Origin of the sequence: Variovorax sp. CCNWLW225 (assembly GCF_037204045.1) — a bacterium.
In the GTDB taxonomy this organism is placed as follows: domain Bacteria; phylum Pseudomonadota; class Gammaproteobacteria; order Burkholderiales; family Burkholderiaceae_C; genus Variovorax.
On sequence record NZ_JBBCBV010000010.1, the window covers coordinates 155,850 to 179,340 of the forward strand.

24 protein-coding genes and 1 pseudogene are annotated in these 23,491 nt (G+C 65.9%); 15 read left to right on the top strand and 10 right to left on the bottom strand.

Annotated elements, in window-relative coordinates:
* Positions 1-18: 18 nt before the first annotated feature.
* Together V9L20_RS17725 and V9L20_RS17730 are read right to left on the bottom strand one after the other, a co-directional pair.
* Positions 19-660: a DUF1109 domain-containing protein gene (locus V9L20_RS17725; protein WP_337297591.1), complete on the bottom strand. Its 642-nt coding sequence runs from the start codon at positions 658-660 to the stop codon at positions 19-21.
* Entirely contained in the window at positions 657-1,238 is a 582-nt protein-coding gene (locus V9L20_RS17730; protein WP_409514003.1) for a sigma-70 family RNA polymerase sigma factor, read from the bottom strand. Before V9L20_RS17730 ends, V9L20_RS17725 begins: the two co-directional genes overlap by 4 nt.
* 193 nt (positions 1,239-1,431) lie before the next feature.
* Between V9L20_RS17730 and V9L20_RS17735 the strand changes: the two genes are divergently transcribed.
* From V9L20_RS17735 to V9L20_RS17790, 12 genes are all read left to right on the top strand, one after another.
* The gene (locus tag V9L20_RS17735) at positions 1,432-1,851 is read left to right on the top strand and encodes a hypothetical protein (RefSeq protein ID WP_258506609.1); all 420 of its coding nucleotides are present in this window, start codon (positions 1,432-1,434) and stop codon (positions 1,849-1,851) included.
* 19 nt (positions 1,852-1,870) lie between these two features.
* Positions 1,871-2,338: a DUF6152 family protein gene (locus tag V9L20_RS17740; RefSeq protein WP_337297592.1), complete on the top strand. Its 468-nt coding sequence runs from the start codon at positions 1,871-1,873 to the stop codon at positions 2,336-2,338.
* A 116-nt stretch (positions 2,339-2,454) separates the two neighbouring features.
* Positions 2,455-3,807 (top strand): GTP cyclohydrolase II, encoded by a 1,353-nt coding sequence (locus V9L20_RS17745; protein ID WP_337297593.1) that lies wholly within the window; start codon positions 2,455-2,457, stop codon positions 3,805-3,807.
* Positions 3,804-5,216, top strand: coding sequence for a URC4/urg3 family protein (locus V9L20_RS17750; RefSeq protein WP_337297594.1), 1,413 nt, complete (start codon positions 3,804-3,806; stop codon positions 5,214-5,216). Before V9L20_RS17745 ends, V9L20_RS17750 begins: the two co-directional genes overlap by 4 nt.
* 32 nt (positions 5,217-5,248) lie before the next feature.
* Complete coding sequence (gene upp, locus V9L20_RS17755; RefSeq protein WP_013541661.1) at positions 5,249-5,878, top strand: uracil phosphoribosyltransferase; 630 nt, start codon at positions 5,249-5,251, stop codon at positions 5,876-5,878.
* A 75-nt stretch (positions 5,879-5,953) separates the two neighbouring features.
* On the top strand, positions 5,954-6,955 hold the full coding sequence (locus V9L20_RS17760; protein WP_337297595.1) for a BMP family protein: 1,002 nt from the start codon (positions 5,954-5,956) through the stop codon (positions 6,953-6,955).
* A gap of 14 nt (positions 6,956-6,969) precedes the next feature.
* Positions 6,970-7,908 carry a 5'-methylthioadenosine/S-adenosylhomocysteine nucleosidase gene (locus V9L20_RS17765; RefSeq protein ID WP_337297596.1) on the top strand — a complete coding sequence of 313 codons (939 nt, stop codon included), beginning with the start codon at positions 6,970-6,972 and terminating at the stop codon, positions 7,906-7,908.
* Between the two features lie 136 nt (positions 7,909-8,044).
* Positions 8,045-9,643, top strand: coding sequence for an ABC transporter ATP-binding protein (locus tag V9L20_RS17770; protein ID WP_337297597.1), 1,599 nt, complete (start codon positions 8,045-8,047; stop codon positions 9,641-9,643).
* On the top strand, positions 9,643-10,704 hold the full coding sequence (locus V9L20_RS17775) for an ABC transporter permease (RefSeq protein WP_337297614.1): 1,062 nt from the start codon (positions 9,643-9,645) through the stop codon (positions 10,702-10,704). Before V9L20_RS17770 ends, V9L20_RS17775 begins: the two co-directional genes overlap by 1 nt.
* Positions 10,705-10,834: 130 nt before the next feature.
* Positions 10,835-11,758 (top strand): ABC transporter permease, encoded by a 924-nt coding sequence (locus V9L20_RS17780; protein WP_337297598.1) that lies wholly within the window; start codon positions 10,835-10,837, stop codon positions 11,756-11,758.
* Positions 11,758-12,216, top strand: a complete 459-nt coding sequence (locus tag V9L20_RS17785; RefSeq protein ID WP_443098598.1) for a hypothetical protein — start codon at positions 11,758-11,760, stop codon at positions 12,214-12,216. Before V9L20_RS17780 ends, V9L20_RS17785 begins: the two co-directional genes overlap by 1 nt.
* 35 nt (positions 12,217-12,251) lie before the next feature.
* Positions 12,252-13,532 carry an amidohydrolase family protein gene (locus V9L20_RS17790; protein WP_337297599.1) on the top strand — a complete coding sequence of 427 codons (1,281 nt, stop codon included), beginning with the start codon at positions 12,252-12,254 and terminating at the stop codon, positions 13,530-13,532.
* Between the two features lie 27 nt (positions 13,533-13,559).
* On the opposite strand, the gene V9L20_RS17795 is transcribed toward V9L20_RS17790, so the two are convergent.
* From V9L20_RS17795 to icd, 7 genes are all read right to left on the bottom strand, one after another.
* Positions 13,560-14,111, bottom strand: coding sequence for a GNAT family N-acetyltransferase (locus tag V9L20_RS17795; RefSeq protein ID WP_337297600.1), 552 nt, complete (start codon positions 14,109-14,111; stop codon positions 13,560-13,562).
* A complete protein-coding gene (locus V9L20_RS17800; RefSeq protein WP_337297601.1) occupies positions 14,098-14,538 on the bottom strand; it encodes a DUF3574 domain-containing protein in 441 nt (146 codons plus the stop codon). The genes V9L20_RS17795 and V9L20_RS17800 overlap by 14 nt, the downstream gene beginning before the upstream one ends.
* A 25-nt stretch (positions 14,539-14,563) precedes the next feature.
* The gene (gene sbcB, locus V9L20_RS17805; protein WP_337297602.1) at positions 14,564-16,003 is read right to left on the bottom strand and encodes an exodeoxyribonuclease I; all 1,440 of its coding nucleotides are present in this window, start codon (positions 16,001-16,003) and stop codon (positions 14,564-14,566) included.
* Positions 16,004-17,449 carry a cardiolipin synthase gene (cls, locus tag V9L20_RS17810; protein ID WP_337297603.1) on the bottom strand — a complete coding sequence of 482 codons (1,446 nt, stop codon included), beginning with the start codon at positions 17,447-17,449 and terminating at the stop codon, positions 16,004-16,006.
* A 115-nt stretch (positions 17,450-17,564) separates the two neighbouring features.
* Positions 17,565-19,886, bottom strand: a complete 2,322-nt coding sequence (gene clpA, locus V9L20_RS17815; protein WP_126746055.1) for an ATP-dependent Clp protease ATP-binding subunit ClpA — start codon at positions 19,884-19,886, stop codon at positions 17,565-17,567.
* Between the two features lie 67 nt (positions 19,887-19,953).
* On the bottom strand, positions 19,954-20,313 hold the full coding sequence (gene clpS / locus V9L20_RS17820) for an ATP-dependent Clp protease adapter ClpS (RefSeq protein WP_021007487.1): 360 nt from the start codon (positions 20,311-20,313) through the stop codon (positions 19,954-19,956).
* 319 nt (positions 20,314-20,632) lie between these two features.
* The gene (icd, locus tag V9L20_RS17825) at positions 20,633-21,892 is read right to left on the bottom strand and encodes an NADP-dependent isocitrate dehydrogenase (protein WP_337297604.1); all 1,260 of its coding nucleotides are present in this window, start codon (positions 21,890-21,892) and stop codon (positions 20,633-20,635) included.
* A 219-nt stretch (positions 21,893-22,111) separates the two neighbouring features.
* On the opposite strand from icd, the gene V9L20_RS17830 reads away from it, so the two are divergent.
* The 3 genes from V9L20_RS17830 (at position 22,112) to V9L20_RS17840 (ending at position 23,344) form a co-directional block, all read left to right on the top strand.
* The gene (locus V9L20_RS17830) at positions 22,112-22,435 is read left to right on the top strand and encodes a cell envelope biogenesis protein TolA (RefSeq protein ID WP_126746058.1); all 324 of its coding nucleotides are present in this window, start codon (positions 22,112-22,114) and stop codon (positions 22,433-22,435) included.
* A gap of 152 nt (positions 22,436-22,587) precedes the next feature.
* Complete coding sequence (locus V9L20_RS17835) at positions 22,588-22,791, top strand: hypothetical protein (protein ID WP_157614116.1); 204 nt, start codon at positions 22,588-22,590, stop codon at positions 22,789-22,791.
* Between the two features lie 94 nt (positions 22,792-22,885).
* Positions 22,886-23,344, top strand: coding sequence for a DUF192 domain-containing protein (locus V9L20_RS17840; protein WP_337297605.1), 459 nt, complete (start codon positions 22,886-22,888; stop codon positions 23,342-23,344).
* Between the two features lie 70 nt (positions 23,345-23,414).
* Here V9L20_RS17840 and V9L20_RS17845 read toward each other — a convergent pair.
* Positions 23,415-23,491 (bottom strand): annotated as a pseudogene (locus tag V9L20_RS17845) (superoxide dismutase [Fe]); the annotation flags it as partial.

A 23,491-nucleotide genomic window follows, 5' to 3' on the forward strand; every position in this document is an offset into this window, starting at 1 on the left:
GCGCGATCTCGGCGCGATCTACCAGCGCAGCAAGCGGGGCCCCAGCACTGCGCCCAGTACCACCGGCACCGCAATGCCGCTGACGTACCAGACCGCGAGGAACGGTGCCGTCAGTTCCATGCAGTGCAGCGCGTACACGGCCGCCCCCACCCCGCCCGCCAGACCGCCGGCGGCCGCGCCCGCCAAGGCCGGACGCGTGGGCGCCAGCCCCCGCAACGCCACCAGCGCCGCCGCGAAGACGGGCAGCGCCATGAGCCCGATGCTGACCGCGCAGATGCGCCACGACTCGCCCATGAGCAGCGGCATGCGTTCTTCGGGCGGCGCGTTGAACCACGACATCGCCGCCAGCACCCACACCACGAGCAGCGGCACGGCAATGCCGATCCAGGCGCGCCGCACCGGAACGCCCGGGCGCGCGAGGCGCTGCACCGCCACGAAGGCCGCCGCCGCAATGCACAGCGGAAACAGCACCTTGACCCAGAACATCGGCCAGAACATGGCCTGCACCAGATCGCGGCGAACACCGTATTCGGTGAGCAGGATGGCGAACGACAGCGGTACGCCGGCCAGCACGGCAAGCGCCAGGCGCCGCCCGGCGGCGCGGCGCGGCGCGGGCGCGGCACCGGTGGCCAGCATGGCCACGAGATCGTCGGTTTTCATGGCGTCTTGCTCCTGAGTCTGGCCGCGAGCGCCTTGAGGCCGCGGTGAATGCCGACCTTCACGGCCGATTCCGACATACCGGTCAGGCTTGCCGTTTCGGCCACCGAAAGGCCTTCGAGCTTCACATGCACGATGGGCAGGCGCTGGCGCTCAGGCAGGGTCTGCAGCAGGCCGCCGATGTCGCGGCGCGCATCGCTGGCGTCGATGGCCGATTCGGCGAACACGGCCAGGTCATCGTCCAGTGGATCATGCAGCGCTTCGCGTGCCGACTTGGCGCGCAGCAGGTCGATCATCTTGTAGCGCGCAATCGCATGCACCCAGGCCGTCAGCGGCTGGTCGCTCTGGTAGGTATGGCGCTGGTTGTGCATGGCGAGCAGGCATTCCTGGACAAGATCTTCCACTTCGTCGGGCCAGCCGAAAAGGCGCTTGCCCAGAAAAGCGCGCAAGTGCGCGCTGAGTTTTTGCAGGAATTCGCGGTAAGCCGCTGCGTCACCGGCAAGGCCCCGCAGGAACAGGCTCCGCAACGCCGCCTCGGCGTCGCTCATTCGCGTCCTGCTGTCCATAGTGTTTCGTGCCATCGGACCGGCTGGTTACAGCCCGTTCAAGAAAAAGGTTCCGCCGGATTGTGCCGTTACCCGCCGGACCCCGGCGTCCGCCGCGTCGCGTCCTGGGCTAAGCTTGCCCGAACCCACTGAAGGAGCGCCCGTGCCACCTGCTGCCGCATGCCCCTTGGCCCCTGAACCGGCTTCGGCCCGCACCTGAGGCACGCGGATGCTGGCCGGCCTCGCTTCGCACCCCTGGGCCTATCCGGCGCTGGAGGTGGTGCATATCGTGGGCATTGCCATGCTGTTCGGCGGGCTGCTTGTGTTCGAGCTGCGCGTGCTCGGCGTAGGCAAGGAACTGTCGCAAAGCCATTTGGCCCGCCTTACGCTGCTGCCGGCGCTGGCCGGTTTTGGCCTGTGCGCCGCGACGGGCCTCACGATGTTTGCCAGCCAGCCCGGCGAACTGCTCGCCAACTCGGCATTCCGCGTCAAGCTGCTCATGATCTGCCTGGCCGGCGCCAACGCCGCCTGGTTCCACGCGCGCGGCGGCCTTGCGGCCACCGGCGCCATACCCAAGGTGCAATGCCTGCTGTCGTTGGGGTTTTGGCTCGCTGTCATCATCTGCGGGCGTTGGATCGCTTACATCTGAACTGAACAAGGAGTCCGAGATGATGCAAAGGCGCATGTTCGTTGCTGGTTCGCTGGGCCTGGCCCTTCCGGCGTGGGCTCACCACGGCTGGAGCAGTTTCGACCAGGACCGCCCGCTCTACCTGGAGGGCCGCGCAACCAAGGTCATGTGGCGCAACCCTCATGGCGAGCTGGAGCTGGAACTGCCCGAGAACCCGACCTTGCCCGCCGACCTGAAGCAGCGCCCGCTGCCCAAGCAGAGCACGGCCGTCGACGGCCCCGGGTTGCTGGCCAAGGCCCAGTTGCCCACCCGCCGCGACCGCAAGTGGCTTGTCGAGCTGGCCCCTCTCACGCGTCTTCAAGCGTGGGGCGTCGAGGAGATCACGCCCGGCACTCCCGTCTCGGTGCTGGGCTTCACCTTCACCGGCGAAAAAGGCGATCCGGTGCTGCGCGCCGAATACCTCTTCGTCGGCGGCAAGGCCTACGGACTGCGCTCCTCGCCCGCCTGAAGCAGGCCCCTCCCCGGGCGTGCTCCGCGAGTGCCCGCGAAGGCAAGTGCCATGAGCGCGCCGCTGCTTGCCAGCGGCGCGGCTCATCGGTACATTGCATTTTTTGAGGGCCTCCAATGTCCGCAGATAGCACAGCGACCCGTTCCTCCATCTCGGCGCCTCCCGCGACCCCTGGCATTTCCGCGGATCCAGCGATCTCCGTCTCTCCCCTTCCCCCGCTCCACGCTTCCTCGTCGACCGGCCATATCCGGCTGACCTCCCATGCCGGCGGCTTCGGTGCGCTGCCCATCCGATGGGGCGCGGCCACCGCCACCGAGCGCGGGCCGGTGGTCGGCACCACGACCAAGCGGGCGCACCGCAACGTCATCGGCACGCACAGCGGCTCCTACAGCGTCTACCGCGCGCTTGCCGTGGCGGCAGGCGCGCTCAAGCGCGAACACAAGGCCGACCTCACCAACACCGCGCCCACCGACGTGATCGGCCCCTATCCGCAGTGGAGCGAGCCGGGCCGCATCGTTTCGCTCGACCCTTGGGGCGCGCTGGTGGCCGATGTGTTTTCCGCGGAGCTTGCGGCCGGCTACGACATTCGCCCGACCATCGCCATCACCAAGGCGCATGTGATCCTGCCCGAGGTGATCGAGGCGTTGCAAAGCGGCCGGCTCAAGGCCGACGGCCACTTTCTCACCACCGGCGGTGCCGCCATGGTGACCAAGGCCGCCATCGAACCCGTGTGGTACCTGCCCGAAGTGGCGCGGCGATTCGGCTGCTCCGAAACCGACCTGCGCCGCACGCTGTTCGAGGAAACCGGCGGCATGTACCCCGAACTCGTCACGCGCTCCGACCTGGAAGTCTTCCTGCCGCCCATCGGCGGACAAACGCTCTACATCTTCGGCAACCCGCGCGACCTGGCCAACCCGGAGGTGGAGCTCACCGCGCGCATCCACGACGAGTGCAACGGCTCCGACGTGTTCGGCTCCGACATCTGCACCTGCCGCCCTTACCTCACGCACGCCATCGAGGAGTGCATCCAGGGCGCGCAGCGCGGCGGCGTCGGCCTCATTGCCTATTCGCGCAAAGAGGGCCGCGCGCTCGGCGAGGTAACCAAGTTCCTGGTCTACAACGCACGCAAGCGCCAGGTGGGCGGCGACACGGCCGACCAGTATTTCGCACGCACCGAGTGCGTGGCCGGCGTGCAGGACATGCGCTTCCAGGAACTGATGCCGGACGTCTTCCACTGGCTCGGCATCAAGAAAATCCATCGGCTCGTGTCGATGAGCAACATGAAGTTCGACGCGATCACCGGCTCGGGCATCGAGATCGGCGAGCGCGTGAACATTCCGGACGAACTGATTCCGGCCGACGCCCGGGTCGAGATGGACGCGAAGATGGCCGCCGGCTATTTCACGCCCGGCCCGGTGCCGACCGCCGAAGAACTCAAGAAGGCCAAGGGCCGGGGATTGAGCGAATGAGCGACAACAAGGAACACAGCCAGAACTACCTGCCCGCGGACGGATCGGGCAACCTGCCGGCCGGCAGCGCGGGCGACATCGATCCGGCGACCGAATTCGCGCCCGACACCAGCCGCCCCGCGGGCGCCGCCACCCTCTTGCGCACCACCGGTGCCATTCGCGAGCGCGCGGCCGCGCTGCTCGCTCGCGCACGCAGCGGCGAGTCGCGATGGTTTCGCATCGGCGGCGACGATGCAGCGGACGACGCGGCCCGCGCCGTGGCCGAGGTCACGCGCGAGCGCTACCCATGGGACACCATTCCGTATCACAGCCGCTGGCGCCACTTCGAGGCTGGCGGCGTCGACCGGCTGAAGCAGCTCGACGCACTGCTCGGCGACCGCATCGACGCCCGCCAGCGGGCCCGCGCCCACATCGACCTGGTGCTGGTGAGCGTGCTGCTCGATGCCGGCGCCGGCCCCAACTGGCATTACACCGAGCCGGCCACGGGCCAGCGTTTCACGCGATCCGAAGGCCTGGGCGTGGCGAGCTTCCATGCCTTCACGAGCGGGCTTTTCTCGTCCGACCCGGACCATCCGCTGCAAGCCGACGCGGCGGGATTGCGCGGCCTGGTCACCGACCGGCTCGGCGATGCCTTCCAGGTGAGCGACGTCAATCCGCTGGTGGGCCTTGCCGGCCGCACCGTGCTGCTGCGCCGGCTGGGCGAAGCGATGAGCGAACAGCCCGAAACATTCGGCGACGACGGCCGGCCGGCCGGCATGTTCGACGCCTTGGTCGCTCCTTTTGGCGCTGCCGCACCGCCCACAGCAGAAATCACCGCGCACCAGATCCTGTCGCTGCTGCTCGAAACGCTCTCGCGCATCTGGCCCTCGGCCAACTCCATCGACAGCATTGCCGTCGACGGCAGCGACACCACGGGCGGCATCGGTTCGAGCGACCCGGCCCTTGCGCTTGGCGACTGCTGGCGCCACAGCGCGGTGCGCGGGCCCGGCCTCACCAACGGATGGATGCCGTTCCACAAACTCTCGCAATGGCTCACCTATTCGCTGCTCGAGCCCTTCGAGTGGGCGGGCGTGAAGGTGCGCCAGCTCGATGCGCTCACCGCCCTGCCCGAATACCGCAACGGCGGCCTCCTGATCGACAGCGGCGTGATCGTGCCGAAAGACCCGGCTTCTCTTGCGCGCACCTGGAAAGCCGGAGACGAGTTCATCGTCGAATGGCGTGCACTCACCGTGGCGCTGCTCGACGAGCTGGCGCCCCGCGTGCGCAAGATGCTCGACCGCACCGAGGAGGAACTGCCGCTGGCCTGCGTGCTCGAGGGCGGCACCTGGGCGGCGGGCCGCGTGCTGGCACAGCGCTTGCGTGACGGAGCGCCACCGCTCCTGATCGAAAGCGACGGCACCGTCTTTTAGACTCGCGGGTCCAGCAACGGCAGAAAAATCAAATGAGCAACGTCCATCTCGTCGACCACCCCCTCGTCCAGCACAAGCTCACGCTGATGCGCCGCAAGGACGCTTCCACCAACAGCTTTCGGCGGCTCCTGAACGAAATCAGCATGCTCATGGCCTACGAGGTCACGCGCGACATGCCGATGCAGGACATCGAAGTGGAGACCCCGCTCGAGACCATGCAGGCCAAGGTCATCGACGGCAAGAAGCTGGTGCTGGTGTCCATCCTCCGCGCGGGCACCGGCATTCTGGACGGCATGCTCACCGTGGTGCCGGGCGCGCGCGTCGGCCACATCGGCCTGTACCGCGATCCCAAGACGCTCACGGCCGTCGAGTACTACTTCAAGATGCCGGGCGAAATGGAGAACCGCGACGTGATCGTGGTCGACCCGATGCTGGCCACCGGCAACTCGGCGGTGGCTGCGGTCGAGCGCCTGAAAGAGCTGAACCCGAAATCGATCAAGTTCGTCTGCCTGCTGACCTGCCCCGAAGGCGTGGCGACCATGCAGAAGGCCCACCCCGACGTGCCGATCTACACCGCCGCAATCGACCGCGAGCTGAACAGCCACGGCTACATCCTGCCGGGCCTTGGCGACGCTGGCGACCGCATATTCGGCACGAAGTAAAGCCGATGCCTCAGGCGGCGGCTGCCGCGATTCGGTCGGCAACAAGAAGATTTTCATACCTCGAGGAGAAGCACCGTGACAGCACGCCGTCAGTTGATCATTCGTTCCGCCGCCATTGCCGCGGCCCTTGCGGCGGGCGCACCCGGCCTTGCGCTGGCGCAGGCCAAGCTCAAGGTGGCGGCGGTGTACACCGTGCCCTTCGAGCAGCAATGGGTGGGCCGCATCCACAAGGCGCTCAAGGCTGCCGAGGCGCGCGGCGAGATCGAATACAAGGCGACCGAGAACGTCAGCAATGCCGACTACGAGCGCGTGATGCGCGAGTACGCCACGGGCGGCAACCAGCTGATCCTTGGCGAAGTGTTCGGCGTGGAAGCGGCGGCACGCAAGGTGGCCAAAGACTTTCCCAAGGTCGCCTTCCTGATGGGCTCGTCGCTCAAGCCGCAGGCGCCCAACTTCAGCGTGTTCGACAACTACATTCAGGAGCCGGCGTACCTGAGCGGCATGGTGGCGGGCGGCATGACCAAGAGCAACCGCATCGGCATGGTTGGCGGCTTTCCGATTCCCGAGGTGAACCGGCTCATGAACGCGTTCATGGCCGGCGCGAAGGAAACCAACCCCAAAGTCGAATTCAGCGTGAGCTTCATCAACAGCTGGTTCGATCCGCCGAAGGCCAAGGAAGCGGCTTTCGCAATGATCGACAAGGGTGCCGACGTGATGTACGCCGAGCGCTTTGGCGTCTCTGACGCGGCCAAGGAAAAAGGCAAGCTCGCCATCGGCAATGTGATCGACACGCAGGCGCAGTACCCGGACACGGTGGTTGCCTCGGCCCTGTGGAATTTCGAGCCTTCGGCCGACCGCGCGATCAAGCTCGTGAAGGAAGGCAAGTTCACCGCCGAGGACTACGGCGTTTACTCGACCATGAAACACAAGGGCTCCGAGCTCGCGCCACTCGGCACTTTCGAGAAGAAGGTTCCGGCCGACATCGTCGCCAAGGTCAAGGCCAAGCAAGCTGACATCCTGGCGGGCAAGGTCACCATCAAGGTCGACGACTCCCAGCCCAAATCGACCGCCAAGTGAGAGGACCGTTGAAGATGCGCTGGCGTTCTCTTCTTGCGGCCGGCGTGCTGGCCATCGGTCTTGCGGGCTGCGCCGGCGTCTACAAGCCTGCCGGCACTACCGCCAACGGCATCCGGCTGGACGACACGCCGCGCATCGCGGTGATCTCGGCCTTCGAGCCTGAGCTCAAGCTGTTGCTGAGCCGACTGGAGGGGCCGGCCAGGCACAGCGTCAACGGCGTCGAGTTCACCACCGGCACGCTGGAAGGCAAGCCCGTGGTGCTGTTCCTCTCGGGCATCAGCATGACCAATGCGACGATGAACACGCAGCTGGTGCTCGACCGCTTTCGCGTGACCAGCATCGTGTTCAGCGGCATTGCGGGTGGGGTGAACCCATCGCTGCATGTCGGCGACGTCACGGTGCCCGCCCAGTGGGGCCAGTACCTTGAGGTGCTGATGGCGCGCGAAACCGCGCCGGGCAAGTTCACCGCGCCGCCGTTCATCAAGGATGCCACGCTGCCCAACTTCGGCATGATGCATCCGCGTCCGGTAGAGGTGCGCTCGGCTGCAAAGCCGGGCATCGAGCGCAAGTTCTGGTTCGAGGCCGATCCGAAGATGCTCGAGGTGGCGCGCAGCATCCGCAACGTCGACCTGGCGAACTGCAGTGCCGGCAAGTGCCTGGCGCGCAAGCCCCAGCTCGTCGTCGGCGGCAATGGTGTTTCGGGCCAGGCCTTCATGGACAACAAGGCCTACCGCGAGTACACCTTCAAGACCTTCCAGGCCAACGTGCTCGACATGGAAACCGCGGCCGTGGGCATGGTGGCCTACAGCAATGGCGTGCCCTACATCGCCTTCCGCTCGCTCAGCGACCTGGCCGGCGGCGGCGAAGGCGCGAACGAAATGGGCACCTTCATGGGCATTGCGGCCGACAACTCGGCCAAGGTCATGCTGGCGTTCCTGGCTGCATGGAAGTGACCCTGCCTTCACTCCCTCCCCTTCCGGGGGAGGGTCGGGGTGGGGGCATGCGGCGCTCGATCGATCGCAGTGACGTTATGAGCGCTGTTTGCCCCCATCCCAGCCTTCCCCCGAAAGGGGAAGGAGCAAGACCTTCATGAACGGCACTACTGTTCTCCGCCTGCAAGGCATCACCAAGCGTTTCGGCTCCCTCGTCGCCAACGACGCCATCTCCCTCGACCTGCAGGCCGGCGAAGTGCTCGCGTTGCTCGGCGAGAACGGCGCGGGCAAGTCGACGCTGATGTCGATCCTCTTCGGCCACTATGTCGCGGACGAAGGCAGCATCGAAGTCTTCGGCGCGCCCTTGCCTCCGGGCAACCCCAAGGCGGCGCTGACGGCGGGCGTGGGCATGGTGCACCAGCACTTCACGCTGGCCGACAACCTGAGCGTGCTCGACAACGTGATGATGGGCACGGAGCCGCTCTGGCGCGTGTTCTCGCGCCGCACCGCGGCTCGCGCCCGGTTGCTCGAAGTGGCACAGCGCTTCGGCCTGCCGGTGCAGCCTGACGCGAAGATCGGCAGCCTCTCCGTCGGCGAACGGCAGCGCGTCGAGATACTGAAGGCGTTGTACCGCGGCGCGCGCATTCTCATCCTGGATGAGCCGACTGCCGTGCTAACGCCGCAGGAAAGCGAAGCGTTGTTCGCCACGCTCGCGCAGATGGTGGCGCAGGGCCTCTCGGTGATCTTCATCAGCCACAAGCTGGGCGAGGTGCTGCGGGTCTCGCGGCGCATTGCCGTGCTGCGCGGCGGCAAGCTGGTGGCCGAGGCGCGCACGGCCGACACCACTCAGGCGCAACTCGCGTTGTGGATGGTCGGGCATGCGGTCGAAGCTCCGCAGCGGCGGCCAGCCGGGTCTGTCGGCGATGCGGTCTGCGTGCTCGACCGTGTGAGCACCGCATCGGCCAAGAGCGGCGCGCAAGACCATTCAAGCCCGCTTCGGGAGGTGTCGCTCACGCTGCGCGGCGGGGAGATCACCGCCATTGCGGGCGTTTCGGGCAACGGCCAAGTCGCACTGGCCGAACTGCTGTGCGGCACACGCCGCGCTGTCTCCGGCACGGCCCTGCTGATGGGCCGCGCGCTGCCGCCCTCGCCCTCTCGTCTGGTGCAGCGCGGGGTGGCACGCATTCCCGAAGACCGGCACGCAGTCGGCGTGGTCGGCGACATGCCGGTGTGGGAGAACGCGGTTTCGGAGCGGCTGCGCAGCCCGGTGTTTTCGCGCTGGTCCGTGTTCGTGCGACGCGCGGCCGCGCGAGTGCACGCGCGGCGCATCGAAAAAGCATTCGACGTGCGCGGCGCCGGCCTGATGTCCCCGGCGCGTTCGCTCTCCGGCGGGAATATGCAGAAAATGATCCTCGGACGCGCATTGCTCGCGCCCGAGCAGGCAGAAGATGCCGACAACAGGAAATACCCGACCCGCGCACCGCGCCTCATCGTCGCGCACCAGCCGACCTGGGGTCTGGACATCGGCGCCGTGGCCTATGTGCAGCAGCAGCTCATTGCCGCGCGCGATGCCGGCGCGGCGGTGCTGGTGATTTCGGACGACCTCGACGAAGTGCTGGCGCTCGGTGACCGTGTGGCCGTGATGCACGGCGGCCACCTGGGCGAGGCGCGCCCGGCCTCGGCCTGGACACGTGAAGCCATCGGCCTGGCAATGGCCGGCGCGACCGACGCCTCGCGCGGGAAGGCCCGGTCATGATGCGGCTCGAAAGACGCCACGAAACATCGCGTGCCGCACTGGTGCTGGCCCCCATCGGCGCGGTGCTGTTCACCATGCTGGTGAGCGCGCTGCTCGTGCTCTGGGCCGGCGCACCAGTCGGCCGCACCTATGCGCTGCTGCTGCAGGGCGGCTTCGGCTCTGTGTTCGCCTGGAGCGAGACGCTCACGCGCGCGATCCCGCTCATCCTCACTGGCCTGGCCGCCACGGTCGCGTTCAAGGCGCGGCTCTTCAACATCGGCGCCGAGGGGCAGCTGTTCGCCGGCGCGCTTGCCGCCGTGGCCGTGGGCGGCATGCACGGCGGCACGGGCTTCGAGCTTCAGCCGTGGCTGCTGTTTCCGCTGATGATGCTGGCCGCCGCCGTGGCGGGCGCCCTGCTGCTGCTCGGCCCTGCACTGATGAAGAACAAGCTCGGCGTCGACGAGGTGGTGACCACGTTGCTGATCAACTTCATCGTGCTGCTCGGCGTGTCGGCGCTGCTCGACGGGCCGATGAAAGACCCGACCGCCATGGGCTGGCCGCAGAGCGTGTCGCTTCAGCCCGACCTGGAGCTCGGCAAGCTGGTTGCGCAAACGCGTGTGCACACCGGGCTGCTCTGGGCGGTGTCGCTCGCGGTGATCGTCTGGGCGATCTTCAAGTACACGGTGCTGGGCTTCGACATTCGCGCGGTGGGCGCCAATGCGCGTGCGGCCGAGTTTGCGGGCGTGCCGGTGACGCGCACCGTGGTCATGGTGGCGCTGCTTTCCGGCGCGCTGGCCGGACTGGCCGGCGCCATCGAGGTGGCGGGCCGCACCAGCTATGTCACGCTCGACATGTCGCCGGGCTACGGCTACACCGGCATCGTGATCGCAATGCTGGCCGGGCTGCATCCGCTGGGCGTGATTGCCGCCGGCGTGTTCGTGGCGGGCGTGCTGGTCGGTGCAGACACCATGAGCCGCGCCGTGGGCGTGCCGACCTACATCGCCGACGTGATCGTGGCGGCCTCGCTGATAGCGGTGCTGGTGGCAACGCTGCTGACGCAGTACCGGGTGCGACTGAAATGACAGCGCTGTCCTCTTCGGTCTTGCTCCTTCCCCCGCTGGGGGAAGGCTGGGATGGGGGCATCGGCTTCCACCTCGAACGCCGCCTGCCCCCACCCCGGCCCTCCCCCGAAAGGGGAGGGAGAAACTCCCCATGACCGACCTGCTCGACATTCTCGCCAATCCCGCCTTCTGGGTGGCGGTGCTGCGCATCGCCACGCCGCTGATCCTCGGCACGCTCGGCGTGCTGCTGTGCGAACGCGCGGGCGTGCTCAACCTGGGCATCGAGGGAATCATGGTGGCGGGCGCCTTCACCGGCTGGCTCGCGGTGTATGCCGGCGCGCCGCTGTGGGCCGGCGTGGCCGCGGCTGCGCTCACGGGCATGGTGTTCGGGCTGCTGCATGCCTTTCTCACCGTGGGCCTGGCACTTTCGCAGCACGTCTCGGGGCTGGGCATTACGCTGTTGGCCACTGCACTCAGCTACTTCTGCTACCGCGTGAGCTTTCCGAAAGTGAACACGCCGCCGACCATCACGCCTTTCGCGCCCATGGACTGGCTGCCGCTGCCCATCCTGAATGCGCAGACCTCGCTCACCCTGTTCGCGCTGCTGCTCGTGCCCGCCATCGCATGGGTGCTGTACCGCACGCCGCTGGGCCTGGCGCTGCGCATGGTCGGCGAGAACCCGCAGGCGGCCGAGAGCCAGGGCGTATCGGTCGCGGGCACGCGCACCGGGGCCATCGTCGCGGGTTCGGCGCTGATGGGCATGGCCGGCTCATTTCTCACGCTCTCCGCGTTCAACGCTTTTTTCTTCAACATGGTGAACGGCCGCGGCTGGATCTGCGTGGCGCTGGTGGTGTTCGCCTCATGGCGGCCCGGCAAGGCCCTGCTGGGGGCGCTGCTGTTCGCGTTCTTCGACGCGCTGCAGCTTCGGCTGCAACAATCGGGCGATGCCGTGCTGCCCTACCAGATCTACTTGATGCTGCCGTACCTGTTATCCATCCTCGCGCTGGTGCTGGTGGCGCGCAAGGCCAGCTATCCGCAGGCGCTGATGAAGCCTTATCGCAAGGGGGAGCGCTGATGCCGCGCGCTGCCGCAGTGCGAAAGATGCTGCTCGCTGTGCTGGCCACGTTGTGCGGCGCCGGTGCGCATGCACTGGGCAGCGACCTCGGCTACGACACCTTCAAGACGCCCGATTCGGTCACCTGGGTGCAGCTGTGCGGCACCTGGGGCAAGAACCACGAGGGCATGTACCGCGTGGTGCACGCCGACCAGTACGCACAGTCGTTCCTCTATGTGCAGCGAATGGCGCGCGACGCCAACGGCAGCCTGCATGCCGATCACACACTGGCCATTGCCGAGCTCGACAACGACCATGCCGAGATTGCGCTCACCGACCTCGCCTGCCGCGCGACGCCGCGCGGCATCGTGGTCACGGCCAAGGCCGCGTCCGGCCACGACGACAAGCTGCGCCGCGTGACCATCGAGGTCGGCCCGGCACCGGGACAGTACCGCTACCGGGCGCAGCGCACGCGCTGAACGCACGCAGCCGACACACAAGAACACCTCCCACGATGCTCGACCTCCTCATCACCAACGCCACCCTCCCCGACGGCCGCACCGGCATGTCGATTGCCGTGCAGGGCGGCCGCATCGCCGAAGTCACAGCGGGCCTGGACGCACCGGCGCACGAAAAGCTGGATGCACAAGGCCTTCTGCTTGCGCCCCACTTCGTCGATCCGCATTTCCACATGGACGCCACGCTGAGCTACGGCCTGCCGCGCGTCAACGAAAGCGGCACGCTGCTCGAAGGCATTGCGCTGTGGGGCGAGCTCAAGCCGCTGCTCAAGGCCGATGCGCTGATCGAGCGTGCGCTGGCGTATTGCGACTGGGCAGTGGCCAAGGGCCTGCTGGCCGTGCGATCGCATGTGGATACGAGCGACCCCAGCCTGCTCGCGGTCGACGCGCTGCTCGAGGTCAAGCGCCAGGTCGCGCCGTACCTCGCCCTGCAGCTCGTCGCGTTTCCGCAGGACGGCGTGCTGCGCTCGGCCGGCGGTGTCGACAACCTGAAGCGCGCGCTCGACAAGGGTGTGGACGTGGTCGGCGGCATTCCGCATTTCGAGCGCACCATGGCCGATGGCGCGGCCAGCGTCACACTGCTGATGGAGCTCGCGGCCGAGCACGGCAAGCTGGTCGACATGCATTGCGACGAGTCTGACGATCCGCTCTCGCGCCACATCGAGACGCTGTCCGCCGAAACCTGGCGACTGGGCATGCGGGGCCGCGTCACGGGCTCGCATTGCACGTCGATGCACTCGATGGACAACTACTACGTGAGCAAGCTGCTGCCGCTCATCGCGCAGAGCGGCGTCAGCGTCGTTTCGAACCCGCTGATCAACATCACCCTGCAAGGCCGCCACGACACCTACCCCAAGCGCCGCGGCATGACCCGGGTGCCCGAGCTGATGGCCGCGGGCGTGAACGTCGCCTTCGGCCACGACTGCGTGATGGACCCGTGGTACGGCATGGGTTCGGGCGACATGCTCGAGGTGGCGCACATGGGGTTGCACGTGGCGCAGATGACGAGCCAGGCCGGCATCCGCCAATGCTTCGAGGCCGTGACCACGAACGCCGCGCGCGTGATGCACCTCGAAGGCTACGGCATCGAAGCGGGCTGCGACGCGAGCTTTGTGCTGCTGCAGGCGCGCGATGCGGTCGAAGCGATTCGGCTGCGCGCCACCAGGCTCAAGGTGTTCCGCAAGGGAAAGTTGCTGGCGGAAACGCCGGCCGCCACCGCCGCGCTGCACCTTCCGGGCCGCGAGCAGGCCACCAGCTGGATGATTCGCAAGCCCTAGCTTTGCGCTTGCCGCCGCGCAGGCACTCTACGCAGGCGAGGCCCTGAGGTCGCACCACATGTGCACCTTGGCCAGCAAGGCGCCATCGACCGCAATGGCCAGCGGCTCCACGCCGAAAATCTGGAACCCGCAGCGCTCGTAGAGGGCTTGCGCGGTGCTGTTGCCCTCGGTGACGGTGAGCTGCACCAGCCGCAGCCGTTCGATTGCGCGCGCATGCGCCAGCACCGCAAGCACCAGCCGCCGGCCGAAGCCGGCGCGGCGCGCGGACGCCGCCACGGCCATGCCGAAGAGCGTGGCCTTGTGGCGGGCACGCTGCCGCGCTTCGAAGCTCAAACCGGCCGCACCCACCAGCCTGCCCGCGCCGTCGAAAGCACCGTAGACCACGCTTGCCTCGCTTGCATCCGAACCCAGCCGTTCTTCCCACCACCCAAGCGGCAGGCCGGAGCGCTCCTCAACGGTGGTGGTGAAGGCGCTGGGGTGCGTGGCATAGGCGTCGAGCATCAAGGCGCGGTAGGCCGCAGCATCGGCTGCCGCCAGGCGGCGAACGGCGTTGTGGTCGTTTTCTTCAGAAGCGGACACAGACGGACTGCCTTTCCTGCAGCACGGCCTCCTGGCCGAAGCGCTGCCTGTAGGTGTCGATGATGCGTGCGATGGCGGCATCGTCGTCGGCGCTACGCGAGTGCAGCAGCACCACGAGCTTGGAGGGCTCGCGCACCACGTTGCCCGATTCGCCGCGCCACTGCCCCGCGGCATCGATCACGGTGAGGCCTTTCGGAAAGGCCGGCGTCACGACCGAATCGAGGAAAGCGGTCCACTGCGCGTTCGACACCTGCCCGCCGGAGGGAATGGCGCGGCCGAAGTACAGGGTGTCGCGTTCCAAAGCGTTGAAGCCGGCTGTGCAGGCCGTGGAGGGTCCGGGCGCGGATGGCAGGGTGCTGCATCCGGCGAGCATGGCTAGCGTTGCGGCCGAAGCTGCCAGGCGCAGGCGGGTGACGATCGGACGCATGGTGCGGCTCACCGGGTCGGTTGCCTCAGGCTTCCGGCGCGACGGCCTCGGCGTACTCGTACAGCGCACCAAGAATTTCTTCGCCGCGCTCGTCCGCCGTTTCAGACAGCGCATCGACTTCGCTGAACAGCATTTCGATAGTGCGCGCCCCGCCCTCGCCCTTGAAGAGCCGCGCGACGCGCAGCGCCTCCCAGCGTTCGGTTTCCTCGGGGCTGAGAAGCTCCGGCCAATTGCGCGCCCGGTAGCGGAAGAGGATTTCCTCGAGGCGGCCATCGTCAAAACCGGTACGGTCCTTCGCGAGTTCCTCGGGCGACAGCGCGCGCAGCTGGTTCAGCCGGCGCCTGTCCGCATTGCCGACGAAGCCGCCATACAGGTCTTCGTCCACATCCGGCGTGGCCTCCTTGGGTCGGGCGTACACCTGCGACCAGATGGCGCTCATGTGGGGCAGGTCGCGTGCGATGGCCGCGTGCCGCATGGCCGCGTCGAGATCGACGTTCCAGCGCTCGGCCATGGCGGGCGCCAGCGTGCGCAGGTTGCCGACGACCATCGGCGACTTGTTGAGGTGAATGCCCTTCAGCGGCAGGCGGACCACGCCTTCGGGCAGGTCTGCGGTGCGCGTGAAAAGGCGCAGGCGCAGGGTCTCCACGTCGATGTCGCGCAGCTCGCTCGGGTCGTGCGCCAGATCCCAGGCGAGGAGTTCGTTCTTGTTCGTCGGGTGACTCGCAAGCGGCCACATCACGCTGAGGCACCCGCGCTCGACCGGGAACATGCCCGAAATGTGCAGGAAAGGCTTGGCCGTTTCCCGCATGGCCGGCAGACCGAGTTCGCTGGCCACGCGGTCCTTCTTGTGCAGGCCGAAGGCGAATTCGAAGAGCTTGGGCTGGCGCTCGCGAATCAGCCGGGCCAGCGCGATGGTGGCGCGCACGTCGGAAAGCGCATCGTGCGCAGATTCATGCAGCAATCCGTTGGCGCGCGCCAGGTCCTCGAGCTTGAAGCTGGGCTTGCCGTCTTCCTTCTTCGGCCACTCGATGCCGTCGGGCCGCAGCGCGTAGGTCAGGCGCACCACGTCGAGCAGGTCCCACCGGCCGCAGTCGTTCTGCCATTCGCGCGCATAGGGGTCGATGAGATTGCGCCAGAACAAAAAGCGCGTGACCTCGTCGTCGAAGCGGATGGTGTTGTAGCCCACGCCGATGGTGCCGGGCTGAGAAAAAGCCTTCTCGATCTGCGCGGCGAAGGCATGCTCTGGAATGCCGCGCTCCAGGCACACCTGCGGCGTGATGCCCGTGATCAGGCAGGCCTCGGGGCTGGGCAGGTAGTCGGGCGCCGGCTTGCAGTAGATCATCAGCGGCTCGCCGACTTCGTTCAGCTCCGCGTCGGTGCGAATGGCGGCGAATTGCGAAGGCCGGTCGCGGCGCGGCACCGCACCGAAGGTTTCGTAGTCGTGCCAGAGAAAGGTGTGGTTCATTCAGAGCAAGGGAGAAAACAATCGTGCAATCGCGTCGCCAAGGCGGCGCCAGAAACTCTGCGGGCGGTTGGCGCGCACCGCGCCGGAACTGTGGAGGTCGGTTTCGAACTGCGCCGCCAAGGGGCGCGCCAGCTCGGGCCCGTAGACCACCGCGCTCACCTCGAAATTGAGCCTGAAGCTGCGGTTGTCGAAATTTGCGGTACCGATCATCGCGCAATGGTCGTCGACCACCAAGGTCTTGGAGTGCAGCATGCGCGCCTTGTACTCCCACACCTTTACGCCGGCCGCAATCAGTTCGTCGAAATAGGAGCGCGCGGCGGCGCTCACAATGGCCGAATCGCTGCGGCGAGGCACCAGAAGACGCACGTCCACACCGCGCAGCGCCGCACTGGTGAGTGCCATCATGGCGGGCTCGCCGGGCACGAAGTACGGGGTGGTGAGCCAGGCGCGTTCGCTGGCAGAGTGAATGGCCTCCACGTGCATGCGGTGGATGGGCTCGAGCATGTTGTCGGGGCCGCTGGTCACAATTTGCACAGGAATGTCGCCCGCCTCCACCTGCGGCAGCATGGCGCCCATCAGGTGGTCCATGTTGCGAAGGTCTTCGCCGGTGGCGTAGGCCCAGTCTTCGAGAAAGGTGGTCTGGAGCCAGCGCACCGCGCTGCCCTCGATCCGCAGGTGCACGTCGTGATAGGCGTCGGGCCGCGTGCGCTTGTCTTCCTCGTCGGTGATGTTGACGCCGCCGGTAAAGCCCACGCGACCGTCGCACACCACGATCTTGCGGTGAGTGCGGTAGTTGGTTACCGGCCGAAGGCGCCGGCCGATGCGTGTGTCATGGAATAGCGCAACCTCCACGCCCGCGGCAACAAGCGGCGCCATGAACTTGCGGCCAATGCGCTTGGAACCCAGCGCGTCCAGCAGAAGGCGCACCGCCACGCCCTGCCGGGCGCGTTCTACCAAGAGGTCGCGCAGCGCAGTGCCGATCTTGTCGGGCTCGAAGATGTAGTACTCGAGGTGGATGTGGTCGCGCGCGGCGCGCACCGAATCGAAGATGGCGTCGAAGGTGCGCGCGCCGCCCGAGAGCAGCTCGACACCGGTGGCGCTGGAAACCGGCAGCCCGCACGCGGCGGTGCCGAGCCGCGCCATCTGCTGCAGCGCCGGCGGCGCATTCTGTGCCGCGTCTCGCAGCCGGGCCAGTTCGCCCTGCGTATGGGCCTTGGCGCGGCTGCGCAGGCGCTTGACGCGCTGCTTGCGCAAGCGCTGCGGCCCAAGGAAGTAATAGATGACGAAGCCCGCAAACGGCAACAGCGCCAGCGACAGGATCCAGCTCATCGTGGACACCGGCGCGCGCTTCTGCATCACGATCCAGACCGACAGCACGGCGATATAGCCGCTCCAGGCCAAAGAGAGGCCGGTTTTCCATTCCTGACTGAGCTCGGGGAGGATCAAAGTAAAACTGCGTACGGGGTAAGTTCCGGCCCCAAAAGGAAAGGCCGGCAGCGAATGCTACCGGCCTTTTCAGTGGTGCCAGGAATACCGCGGAACCGGCGTTGCCCGCCCTGCTTTATCCTGCGGCAGCCTCTTCGGCTTCAGGCTTGGACTTGCCTTCCTTCTTGGGCAGCGGCTGGATGTCCAGCTGCACCTCGCCCTTGTCGTCGATGTCGACCGACAGGCGGCCGCCATCGATGAGGCGTCCGAACAGCAGCTCGTCGGCCAGTGCACGACGGATCGTGTCCTGGATCAGGCGCTGCATCGGGCGGGCACCCATCAGCGGATCGAAGCCCTTCTTTGCCAGGTGCTTGCGCAAGCCGTCGCTGAACGTGACGTCGACCTTCTTCTCGGCCAACTGCGTTTCGAGCTGGAGCAGGAACTTGTCGACCACGCGCAGGATGATCTGCTCGTCCAGTGCCTTGAAGCTCACGGTCGCGTCCAGGCGGTTGCGGAACTCCGGCGTGAACAGGCGCTTGATATCGGCCATTTCGTCGCCCGCCTGACGCGGGTTGGTGAAGCCGATGGTCGCCTTGTTCATGGTCTCGGCACCCGCATTGGTGGTCATCACGATGATCACGTTGCGGAAGTCGGCCTTGCGTCCGTTGTTGTCCGTCAGGGTGCCGTGGTCCATGACCTGCAGCAGCACGTTGAAGATGTCCGGGTGCGCCTTCTCGATTTCGTCGAGCAGCAGCACCGCGTGCGGCTTCTTCGTGATGGCTTCGGTCAGGAGACCCCCCTGGTCGAACCCGACGTAGCCCGGAGGCGCGCCGATCAAACGGCTCACCGCATGGCGCTCCATGTACTCCGACATGTCGAAGCGGATCAGCTCGATGCCCATGATATAGGCGAGCTGCTTGGCCGCTTCGGTCTTGCCCACGCCCGTGGGACCGCTGAACAGGAACGAACCGATCGGCTTGTCTTCGCGGCCGAGGCCCGAACGCGCCATCTTCACGGCGGACGCCAGCACCTCGAGCGCCTTGTCCTGGCCGAACACCACGCTCTTCAGGTCGCGCTCGATCGTCTGCAGCTTGCCGCGGTCGTCATTGCTGACATTGGCCGGGGGAATGCGCGCGATCTTCGCGACGATGTCCTCGACCTCGGACTTGCTGATGGTCTTCTTGCGCTTGCTCGCGGGCAGGATGCGCTGCGCGGCACCGGCCTCGTCGATCACGTCGATGGCCTTGTCGGGCAAATGGCGGTCGTTGATGTACTTGGCGCTCAGCTCGGCCGCAGCCTGCAGGGCCGCCACCGCGTACTTGACGCCGTGGTGCTCTTCGAAGCGCGACTTCAGGCCCTTCAGGATGTCGACGGTTTCCTGCACCGTCGGCTCGACCACGTCGACCTTCTGGAAGCGACGCGACAGGGCCGCATCCTTCTCGAAGATGCCGCGGTACTCGCTGAACGTGGTGGCGCCGATGCACTTGAGCTGGCCGCTCGAGAGCGCCGGCTTGAGCAGGTTCGATGCATCGAGCGTGCCGCCCGAGGCCGCGCCCGCACCGATGAGCGTGTGGATCTCGTCGATGAAAAGAATGGCGTTCGGCTTGTCCTTCAGCGACTTGAGCACGCCCTTCAGGCGCTGCTCGAAATCGCCGCGGTACTTGGTGCCGGCAAGCAACGCGCCCATGTCGAGCGAGTACACCTGCGCCTCGGCCAGGATTTCCGGCACGTCGGTCTGCGTGATGCGCCATGCCAGGCCTTCGGCAATGGCGGTCTTGCCCACGCCGGCCTCACCCACCAGCAGCGGGTTGTTCTTGCGCCGGCGGCAGAGAATCTGGATGACGCGCTCGACCTCGTATTCGCGGCCGATCAGCGGATCGATCTTGCCGTCCTTGGCGAGCTGGTTGAGGTTTTGCGTGAACTGCTCGAGAGGCGAAGCCTTCTCGTTCTTTTCGCCGCCACCCTCTTCGCCCTCGCCGGAAGACGATTCGCTGCTGCCCTTGACGGCCTCGGGCGGATCGCTCTTCTTGATGCCGTGGGCAATGAAGTTCACCACGTCGAGGCGGGTCACGCCCTGCTGGTGGAGGTAGTACACCGCATGCGAATCCTTCTCGCCGAAGATCGCGACCAGCACGTTGGCGCCGGTGACTTCCTTCTTGCCGTTGCCGGTGGACTGCACATGCATGATGGCGCGCTGGATCACGCGCTGGAAACCCAGCGTGGGCTGGGTGTCGACATCGTCGGTACCCGCCACTTGCGGCGTGTTGTCCTTGATGAAGTTGGTGAGCGACGCCCGCAGGTCGTCGACGTTGGCCGAGCAGGCGCGCAGAACCTCTGCGGCGCTCGGGTTGTCCAGCAAAGCGAGCAACAGATGCTCCACGGTGATGAACTCGTGGCGCTGCTGCCTGGCCTCGACGAAGGCCATGTGCAAGCTGACTTCCAGTTCCTGGGCAATCATGTGATTTCCTTTTGCCTTGCTGTAAATAAGTTCTCAGATGGGTTGGAGCTTGCGCAATTCAACTGGTTCACGCAACAGGCTCGCTCACGCACTGCAGCGGATGTCCGGCCTGGTGCGCCGCCTCCATCACCTGGTTGACCTTGGTGGCCGCCAGGTCGCGGGAATAAACCCCACAAACTCCGCGGCCATCGAGATGAATCTTTAGCATGATCTGGGTCGCGGTTTCGCGATCCTTGTTGAAATATTCTTGCAGGACGACGATGACGAACTCCATGGGGGTGTAGTCGTCGTTCAGCATGACCACTTGGTACATCTGGGGTGGCGCGGTTTTTTGCGGCCGCCGCTCCAGAACGACCGAATCTCCGTCATCCCCTGCCGGTTTCTGGGCCGGCGGAGTGCTGGGAGTCTTGGGAATTCTCGTTGCCATAAAAAAGATTCTATAGAGCGTGCAAGCACCGTGCCGGCGCAAGAAGACTTGGTGGCGCGTAATCGACAAATCAAGGGGCTTGCGTCGTGTGCGACACCACAAACGACGCAAAAAAAACTCTGCCGTTTGCGCATGCTGCACGCGTAAATACTACGCGTCGCGCACTTTGAAAAAAATCAGTATTTGGAGCAGGGTGTGCCATTTCTCCAACTGGCGCGGCTGCGGCGTGCCAAAAGAAGAAAAGCCCTCGAGACCGTAAAGATCTCGAGGGCCTTGGCTCACGGCGCCCGGGGCGCCAAAGCGCTATTGCTCGCGCAATTTACATGTGGTCGATCATGACCTGGCCGAAGCCCGAGCAGCTCACCTGCGTGGCGCCGTCCATCAGGCGGGCGAAGTCATAGGTGACCTTCTTGCTGGCAATGGACTTTTCCATCGAGCTGATGATCAGGTCGGCGGCTTCGGTCCAGCCCATGTGGCGCAGCATCATTTCGGCCGAGAGGATTTCGGAACCGGGGTTCACGTAGTCCTTGCCGGCGTACTTGGGAGCGGTGCCGTGGGTGGCTTCGAACATGGCGACGGTGTCGCTCAGGTTGGCGCCCGGGGCAATGCCGATGCCGCCGACTTGCGCGGCCAGGGCGTCGGACACGTAGTCGCCGTTGAGGTTCAGCGTGGCAATCACGCTGTACTCGGCGGGGCGCAGGAGAATCTGCTGCAGGAAGGCGTCGGCAATGCTGTCCTTGACCGTGATTTCCTTGCCCGTCTTGGGGTTCTTGACCTTCATCCACGGGCCGCCATCGATCAGCTCGGCGCCGAATTCCTTGGCAGCCAGCGAGTAGGCCCAGTCGCGGAAGCCACCTTCGGTGAACTTCATGATGTTGCCCTTGTGCACGATGGTCACGCTCGGCTTGTCGTTGTCGACCGCGTACTGCAGCGCCTTGCGCACGAGGCGCTCGGTGCCTTCCTTCGACACGGGCTTCACGCCGATGCCGGAGGTATTGGGGAAGCGGATCTTCTTGACGCCCAGTTCGTCCTGCAGGAACTTGATGAGCTTCTTGGCCTTGTCGCTTTCGGCTTCGAACTCGATACCGGCGTAGATGTCTTCCGAGTTCTCGCGGAAGATGACCATGTTGGTCTTGTGCGGCTCGCGCACCGGGCTGGGCACGCCTTCGAAATACTGGATGGGGCGCAGGCAGACGTACAGGTCGAGTTCCTGGCGCAGGGCAACGTTCAGCGAGCGGATGCCGCCGCCCACGGGCGTGGTCAGCGGGCCCTTGATGGAAACCACATAGTCGCGCACGGCGTGCAGCGTTTCTTCGGGCAGCCAGACGTCGGGGCCGTAGACCTTGGTCGACTTTTCGCCGGCATAGACTTCCATCCAGTGGATCTTCTTCTTGCCGCCGTAGGCCTTGGCAACCGCTGCATCCACCACCTTCAGCATCACGGGGGTGATGTCCAGACCCGTGCCGTCGCCTTCGATGAAGGGAATGATCGGCTGATCAGGCACATTGAGCGAGTTGTCGGCGTTGACCGTGATCTTCTGGCCTTCGGCCGGGACTTTGATGTGCTGGTAGCTGGACATGAGGGGGGATGACTCCGGGAGTGACGTAATTCGGACGACTGTCTGCGAATTCAGACAGCGACGGGGAATCGCTGTACAGCCCGCGAACAAATCGCTGTACATTTTAGACGCAACCCATCAGCAAGCGTTTGTCAACCTGCGAGCCAATGGCTTCGTTAGTGGCTGACCTTCTGCTCGCCGGGAGGCGTTTCCAACCAATTCTCGAATAGAGGAATCACAATGAGCAAAATTCTCGCAGTCATGATCGCTGGCTTGTTCGCCGCTGGCGCTTACGCCCAGAACCCCACCGGCACCACGCCCGAGCAAGGCAACGCTACCAACAGCAAGCCGCAAGCCCGCGCTGAAGCCAAGAAGGAAGCCAAGCCCGCCGGTCAAGTGGCTGCGCCCGCTGGCGACATCGCCAAGACGCCCGAAGGCGGCGCCATCGGCACCGACAAGGCTGCTGCATCCGGCGAAAAGCGCGCTGAAACGCGCGACCAGCGTCGTCGCAACAAGGACGGCAGCGTCAAGCGCAAGTCGACCCAAGGCAGCACCCCGAAGTAATTCGGCCAGCCGCACAAGAAAAGCGCTCTCCGGAGCGCTTTTTTTTCGCCTGCATTGGCGGCGCGGCTGTCAACCGGGGCGAACGGCTGACGCGTTGAAGCTTGGCCTTCTCGCGAAGGTGATCCATATCAACAATCTCAAAGGATGTCTTCATGAACAAGCTGCTCGCAGCCCTCGTCGCCGGTCTTTTCGCAGCCGGTGCTTTTGCCCAACAAGCCGAACCGGCGCCCAAGGTGGACGCGCCTGTGGCGGCTGCCGCGCACAAGGCCAAGCAACCCGCCAAACACGCAGTGAAGAAGCACAAGGCGCGCCACCACGCGGCCAAGGCGCACGCGGCTGCAGCCAAGAAGGTGTAAGCTGCCCAGCTCACCGGCACTGCCTGCCAATGCCCGCATCAGCGGGCATTTTTCTTGGCCCCGCGCCTTTGAACCCGCCTTGAAAGAAGCCTCGATGTTCCAGCGTTTCGCCGCCCTGCTCCTGCTCGCCGCCTCCTTGATCGGCCCGGCGCAGGCACAACAGCAACCCCAGACCGACCTCGCACGCACCAAGCTGTCCGTCGGCTTGTACAAGATCGATGCGCAAGTGGCGCAAACACCCCGGCAGCGGGAAATCGGCCTGATGTTCCGCAAGGAAATGCCGCAGTCCGAAGGCATGATCTTTGTCTTCGAGCAGCCGGCCACCCAATGCTTCTGGATGAGAAACACCTTGCTGCCCCTGACCGCCGCCTTCGTGGCCGATGATGGCCGCATCGTCAACCTGGTCGATATGCAGCCCATGACCGAGAACTCGCATTGCTCCGAAGAGCCGGTGCGCTACGTGCTCGAAATGAACCAGGGCTGGTTCGCCAAGAAGAACATCAAGAAAGGCGCCAAGCTGGGCGGCGAGTTGTTTGCCGCCTCCAGGCGCTGAGTCCAGTCCGCCTGCACGGCCCATGAAAAAGCCGACCCGAGGGTCGGCTTTTTTTATTGGAAAACCCGGTTCAGCCGAAGTTCTTGGCCGCGAAGTCCCAGTTCACCAGCTTGGCCAGGAAGGTCTCGACGAACTTCGGGCGCAGGT